The 5,877-nt window shown below is 70.8% G+C and carries 5 protein-coding genes; all 5 read left to right on the top strand.

The window, feature by feature from the left end; all coding sequences use genetic code 11:
- Window positions 1-132: 132 nt before the first annotated feature.
- Window positions 133-1,398 (top strand): 1-deoxy-D-xylulose-5-phosphate reductoisomerase, encoded by a 1,266-nt coding sequence (dxr, locus tag ACWC9R_RS36735; RefSeq protein ID WP_450738190.1) that lies wholly within the window; start codon window positions 133-135, stop codon window positions 1,396-1,398.
- Window positions 1,395-2,696 carry a M50 family metallopeptidase gene (locus ACWC9R_RS36730; protein WP_450738189.1) on the top strand — a complete coding sequence of 434 codons (1,302 nt, stop codon included), beginning with the start codon at window positions 1,395-1,397 and terminating at the stop codon, window positions 2,694-2,696. The genes dxr and ACWC9R_RS36730 overlap by 4 nt, the downstream gene beginning before the upstream one ends.
- A 173-nt stretch (window positions 2,697-2,869) precedes the next feature.
- Window positions 2,870-4,027 (top strand): flavodoxin-dependent (E)-4-hydroxy-3-methylbut-2-enyl-diphosphate synthase, encoded by a 1,158-nt coding sequence (ispG, locus tag ACWC9R_RS36725; protein ID WP_362604116.1) that lies wholly within the window; start codon window positions 2,870-2,872, stop codon window positions 4,025-4,027.
- A 185-nt stretch (window positions 4,028-4,212) separates the two neighbouring features.
- The gene (locus tag ACWC9R_RS36720; RefSeq protein WP_450738187.1) at window positions 4,213-5,058 is read left to right on the top strand and encodes a GNAT family N-acetyltransferase; all 846 of its coding nucleotides are present in this window, start codon (window positions 4,213-4,215) and stop codon (window positions 5,056-5,058) included.
- A gap of 24 nt (window positions 5,059-5,082) precedes the next feature.
- Window positions 5,083-5,619 carry a GNAT family N-acetyltransferase gene (locus tag ACWC9R_RS36715; protein ID WP_450738185.1) on the top strand — a complete coding sequence of 179 codons (537 nt, stop codon included), beginning with the start codon at window positions 5,083-5,085 and terminating at the stop codon, window positions 5,617-5,619.
- The last annotated feature ends 258 nt before the right edge of the window (window positions 5,620-5,877 follow it).

Below are 5,877 nucleotides of genomic sequence, written 5' to 3'. Positions count from 1 at the left end.
CACCCCAGACCATTCATCTGGACCAAGACCGCCGACGAGATCCTCGACAAAGTCGCGGCCTACTGCCACCGAATCTCTGACTCAGGTCACTAGGTGTCCTGGTCCACAGGTCCACCGGCCACAATGGACCCCATGACGGACTCCCTCGCCCACCCGCACCTGCGTTTCGAGCCGGCCGCCCCGCACCCGGACGGGCCGCGCGACCTCGTGATCCTCGGCTCGACCGGATCGATCGGCACCCAGGCGATCGACCTCGTGCTGCGCAACCCCGACCGGTTCCGGGTGACCGCGCTCTCCGCGGCCGGCGGCCGGGTCGAGCTGCTCGCCGACCAGGCGCACCAGCTGCGGGTGGCCGCCGTCGCCGTGGCCCGCGAGGACGCGCTGCCCGCGCTGCGTACGGCGCTGGCGGACCGCTACGGCGCGGGCGAGCCGCTGCCCGAGATCCTGGCCGGCCCCGACGCGGCGACCGACCTGGCCGCGTCCCCCTGCCACACCGTCCTCAACGGCATCACCGGCTCCATCGGGCTCGCCCCCACGCTGGCCGCCCTCAAGGCGGGCCGGGTGCTCGCGCTGGCCAACAAGGAGTCGCTGATCGTCGGCGGCCCCCTGGTCAAGGCGCTCGCCGCGCCCGGCCAGATCATCCCCGTCGACTCCGAGCACTCCGCGCTCTTCCAGGCGCTCGCCGGCGGCGACCGCTCCGAGGTCCGCAAGCTGGTCGTCACCGCCTCCGGCGGCCCGTTCCGCGGCCGCACCCGGCGCGAGCTGGCCGAGGTCACCCCCGAACAGGCGCTGGCCCACCCCACCTGGGCGATGGGGCCGGTCATCACGATCAACTCCGCGACCCTGGTCAACAAGGGCCTGGAGGTCATCGAGGCGCACCTGCTCTACGACGTCCCCTTCGACCGCATCGAGGTCGTCGTCCATCCGCAGTCCTACATCCACTCGATGGTGGAGTTCACCGACGGCTCCACGCTCGCCCAGGCCAGCCCGCCCGACATGCGGATGCCGATCGCCCTGGGCATCGGCTGGCCCGAGCGGGTCCCGGACGCCGCCCCGGGCGTGGACTGGACGAAGGCGCAGACCTGGGACTTCTTCCCGCTGGACGAGGAGGCCTTCCCCTCCGTCCCGCTGGCCTGCCACGTCGGTGATCTGGGCGGCACCGCCCCCGCCGTCTTCAACGCGGCGAACGAGGAATGCGTGGACGCGTTCCTCAAGGGCGGGCTGCCATTCACCGGGATTGTGGATACGGTCGCCGCAGTGGTCGCCGAGCACGGCACGCCCGCGCGGGGAACTTCCCTGACGGTCGCGGACGTCCTGGAAGCGGAAACCTGGGCGCGCGCTCGCGCCCGCGAACTGGCCGCCCGTGCGGCACGGACACCTTCGGAGGCTCGCGCATGACGACCTGGATGACCATCCTCGGCATAGTCGTCTTCGTCGTCGGCCTGCTGTTCTCCATTGCCTGGCACGAACTCGGCCACCTCTCCACGGCCAAGATGTTCGGCATCCGCGTGCCGCAGTACATGGTGGGCTTCGGGCCGACGCTCTTCTCCCGCAGGAAGGGCGACACCGAGTACGGCATCAAGGCCGTCCCGCTCGGCGGCTACATCCGCATGATCGGCATGTTCCCGCCCGGCGACGACGGAAAGCTGCAGGCCCGCTCCACCTCGCCGTTCCGCGGCATGATCGAGGACGCCCGCTCGGCGGCCTTCGAGGAGCTGCAGCCCGGCGACGAGAAGCGGCTCTTCTACACCCGCAAGCCCTGGAAGCGCGTCATCGTGATGTTCGCCGGGCCGTTCATGAACCTGATCCTGGCGGTCGTGATCTTCATGAGCGTGCTGATGGGCTTCGGGATCAACACCCAGACCACCCAGGTCGGCTCGGTCTCGGAGTGTGTGATCTCGGCCGCGGCCAAGACCGACAAGTGCCCGGCCGGCGCCAAGGACTCCCCGGCGAAGGCCGCCGGCCTGCGGGCCGGCGACAAGATCGTCTCGTTCAACGGCCACGCCGTCCCGGACTGGGGCGCCCTCCAGGAGCAGATCCGCGACACCACCGGGCCCGCGACGCTGGTCGTCGAGCGGCACGGGGCACGCCAGACCCTGCACGCCGACCTCATCGAGAACAAGGTCGCCAAGACCGACGGCCACGGCGGCTACGTCCCCGGCGAATTCGTCACCGCCGGATTCCTCGGCTTCACCCCGGCCAGCGGCGTCGTCCAGCAGTCCTTCGGCCAGTCCGTCGACCGCATGGGCAACATGGTCCAGCAGGGGGTCTCCTCCCTGGTCAACCTGCCCGCCAAGGTCCCGGACCTGTGGGACGCGGCCTTCAACGGCGGCGAGCGCAAGCAGGACTCCCCGATGGGCGTGGTCGGCGCGGCCCGGGTCGGCGGCGAGGTGTTCTCGCTGGACATCCCGCCGGAGCAGCGGGTGGCGACCATGCTCTTCCTGGTCGCGGGCTTCAACCTCTCGCTGTTCCTGTTCAACATGCTGCCGCTGCTGCCGCTGGACGGCGGACACATCGCCGGCGCCCTGTGGGAGTCCGTCCGGCGGGCCTTCGCCAAGATCGTCCGGCGTCCCGACCCCGGCCCCTTCGACGTGGCCAAGCTGATGCCGGTCGCCTACGTCGTCGCAGGGATCTTCATCTGCTTCACCCTGCTGGTGCTCGTCGCCGACGTGGTGAATCCGGTGAAGCTGACCTAGAAAGCACGTTTGGCGGCGGCCGGGCACCTCTGTGGCGTTTGGAGGTGCCCGGCCGTCCCCATTCGTGGCGCGACACGGGCGCGATGTGCTTGCCGCGACTCCTGTGCCGTAATCTCGAAGACCGGAGCCCGCCGCTGCGGGGCCTAGATCCACACCTTGGGGTTGCTCGCCAGATGACTGCCATTTCACTGGGAATGCCGGACGTACCGACCAAACTTGCCGACCGCAGGGTCAGCCGCAAGATCCAGGTCGGTCCGGTCGCCGTGGGCGGAGACGCACCGGTCTCGGTGCAGTCGATGACGACCACACGCACGTCCGACATCGGCGCGACGCTGCAGCAGATCGCCGAGCTGACGGCCTCCGGCTGCCAGATCGTGCGGGTCGCCTGCCCGACGCAGGACGACGCCGACGCGCTGTCCGTGATCGCCCGGAAGTCGCAGATTCCGGTCATCGCGGACATCCATTTCCAGCCGAAGTACGTCTTCGCCGCGATCGACGCGGGCTGCGCCGCGGTCCGGGTGAACCCGGGCAACATCAAGCAGTTCGACGACCAGGTCAAGGAGATCGCCAAGGCCGCGGGCGACGCCGGCACACCGATCCGGATCGGCGTCAACGCCGGCTCCCTCGACCGCCGCCTGCTGCAGAAGTACGGCAAGGCCACGCCCGAGGCGCTCGTCGAGTCCGCGCTGTGGGAGGCCTCCCTCTTCGAGGAGCACGGCTTCCGCGACATCAAGATCTCGGTCAAGCACAACGACCCGGTCGTGATGGTCAACGCCTACCGGCAGCTCGCCGCCCAGTGCGACTACCCGCTGCACCTCGGCGTCACCGAGGCCGGCCCCGCCTTCCAGGGCACCATCAAGTCCGCGGTCGCCTTCGGCGCACTGCTCAGCGAGGGCATCGGCGACACCATCCGGGTCTCGCTGTCCGCGCCGCCCGCCGAGGAGGTCAAGGTCGGCATCTCCATCCTGGAGTCGCTCAACCTCCGCCAGCGCCGCCTGGAGATCGTCTCCTGCCCGTCCTGCGGCCGCGCCCAGGTCGACGTCTACAAGCTCGCCGACGAGGTCACCGCGGGCCTGGAGGGCATGGAGGTGCCGCTGCGCGTCGCCGTCATGGGCTGCGTCGTCAACGGCCCCGGCGAGGCCCGCGAGGCCGACCTCGGGGTCGCCTCCGGCAACGGCAAGGGCCAGATCTTCGTCAAGGGCGAGGTCATCAAGACCGTCCCCGAGTCGAAGATCGTCGAGACCCTCATCGAAGAGGCCATGAAGATCGCCGAGCAGATGGAGAAGGACGGCATCGCCTCCGGCGAGCCGACCGTCGCCATCGCCGGCTGACCCACGGCACCACCCCCGCGGCACCACCGCCGAGCCCCGCCGCCCGCCCCGGGCCGCGGGGCTCCGCGCTGCCCGGGACAATCCGCCCCCGCAGCGGCCGGGTGCTCCCCGCAGGCGCGAGGTAAAGTGCCAAGACCTGCTCCCGCCTGGCCTCCCAGGCCCGTAACGGTGAGGCTTTCCGACACGTGCTGACGACCACCGCCATCAAGGTCCTCGAGCCCGGGGAGCTCGACGACGCCCTCGCGGTCCTCGACCGCGATCCGGTCGCCAACGCCTTCGTCGCCGCCCGCGTACAGATCGCCGGCCTCGACCCCTGGCGGCTGGGCGGGGAGATGTGGGGCTGGTACGTGGACGGTCGCCTGGAGTCGCTCTGCTACGCCGGAGCCAACCTCGTCCCGGTCTGCGCCACCCCCGAGGCCGTCCGCGGCTTCGCCGAGCGCGCCCGCCGCCAGGGCCGCCGCTGCTCGTCCATCGTCGGCCCCGCGGAGGCCACCGCCGAACTCTGGTCGCTCCTGGAGCCCTACTGGGGACCGGCCCGCGAGATCCGCGCCCACCAGCCGCTGATGGTCACCACCGCGCCGTCCGCCGAGATCACCCCCGACCCGTACGTCCGGCGCATCCGCAAGAACGAGATGGACCTGATCATGCCCGCGTGCGTGGCCATGTTCACCGAGGAGGTCGGCATCTCCCCGATGGCCGGCGACGGCGGGCTGCTCTACCAGGCCAGGGTCGCCGAACTCGTCGGCGCCGGCCGCTCCTTCGCCCGTATCGAGAACGGCAAGGTCATCTTCAAGGCGGAGATCGGCGCCGCCACCCAGCGGGCCTGCCAGGTCCAGGGCGTCTGGGTCGACCCCGCCTACCGCGGCAAGGGCCTCTCCGAGACCGGCATGGCCGCCGTGCTGCGCTACGCCCTCAGCGACGTCGCCCCCGTCGTCAGCCTCTACGTCAACGACTTCAACACCGCGGCCCGCGCCTCCTATCGCCGGGTCGGCTTCGAGGAAGTCGGAGCGTTCATGAGCGTACTGTTCTGACGCACCGCCTTGTACGCTCCGAGCATGGATGACGTCGCGGTCGGCCCCCTTGATCTCGCTGCCCGCGTGGACGACGCGCTGGCCGTCCAGGCGCTCGCCTTCGGCCTGAGCGACGAGGAGGTCGCCGTCCGCCGGCACATCGTGCTGCGCCACCTCCGCTGCCCCGGCGCCCGCGCGCTCGGCGCCACCACCCCCGACGGCCGGCTGGCCGGCTTCGTCTACGGCATGCCCAACGACCGCACCCACTGGTGGTCCACCGTCGTCGAGCCCTACCTCCGCGGCGAGGGTCTCGACCACTGGCTCGACGACTCCTTCACCATCACCGAGCTGCATGTCCACCCCGCCCACCAGCACCGCGGCGTCGGCCGCGCGCTGATCACCCGCATCACCGACGAGGCCACCGAACCCCGCTCCATCCTGTCGGCCATCGACACCGAGAGCCCCGCCCGCCGCCTCTACCGCTCCCTCGGCTACCACGACCTGGCCCGCCGCGTCCTCTTCCCCAGCGCCCCCACCCCCTACGCCGTCATGGGCGCGCCGCTGCCTTTGCGGCGCCCCTGACGTTTCGCTGCGCTTGGCTTCCTTCCCACGTTTTCGGCTGTCCCGCCGTGGTGGCCTCTCGCCGTTTCGGGTCCGCTGCGCGGGGCGTGGGTGCGGGTGGTGTTTGCGGGTGCCTTCGCCGTTGCGCCTGCGGCGGGCGGGTGGGTGTCGGGGTGCGGTGACGGGCCTCCGGGGCAGGGTTTCCGGACTGCTTCGCTTTACGTCCGGAAACCCTGCCCCCGGATAAGATCACACCTCTGAACACCATTAACCCCACAA

This window comes from Streptomyces sp. NPDC001219 (genome assembly GCF_053597915.1).
The sequence above is the reverse complement of the archived record's forward strand: the minus strand, read 5'-3'. Positions and strand labels throughout refer to the sequence as shown.

What these genes read in the sequence shown, in the direction of transcription:
- dxr (WP_450738190.1), top strand. Translation starts at nt 133, where the DNA reads ATGACGGACTCCCTCGCCCACCCGCACCTGCGTTTCGAGCCGGCCGCC.
- ACWC9R_RS36730 (WP_450738189.1), top strand. Translation starts at nt 1,395, where the DNA reads ATGACGACCTGGATGACCATCCTCGGCATAGTCGTCTTCGTCGTCGGC.
- ispG (WP_362604116.1), top strand. Translation starts at nt 2,870, where the DNA reads ATGACTGCCATTTCACTGGGAATGCCGGACGTACCGACCAAACTTGCC.
- ACWC9R_RS36715 (WP_450738185.1), top strand. Translation starts at nt 5,083, where the DNA reads ATGGATGACGTCGCGGTCGGCCCCCTTGATCTCGCTGCCCGCGTGGAC.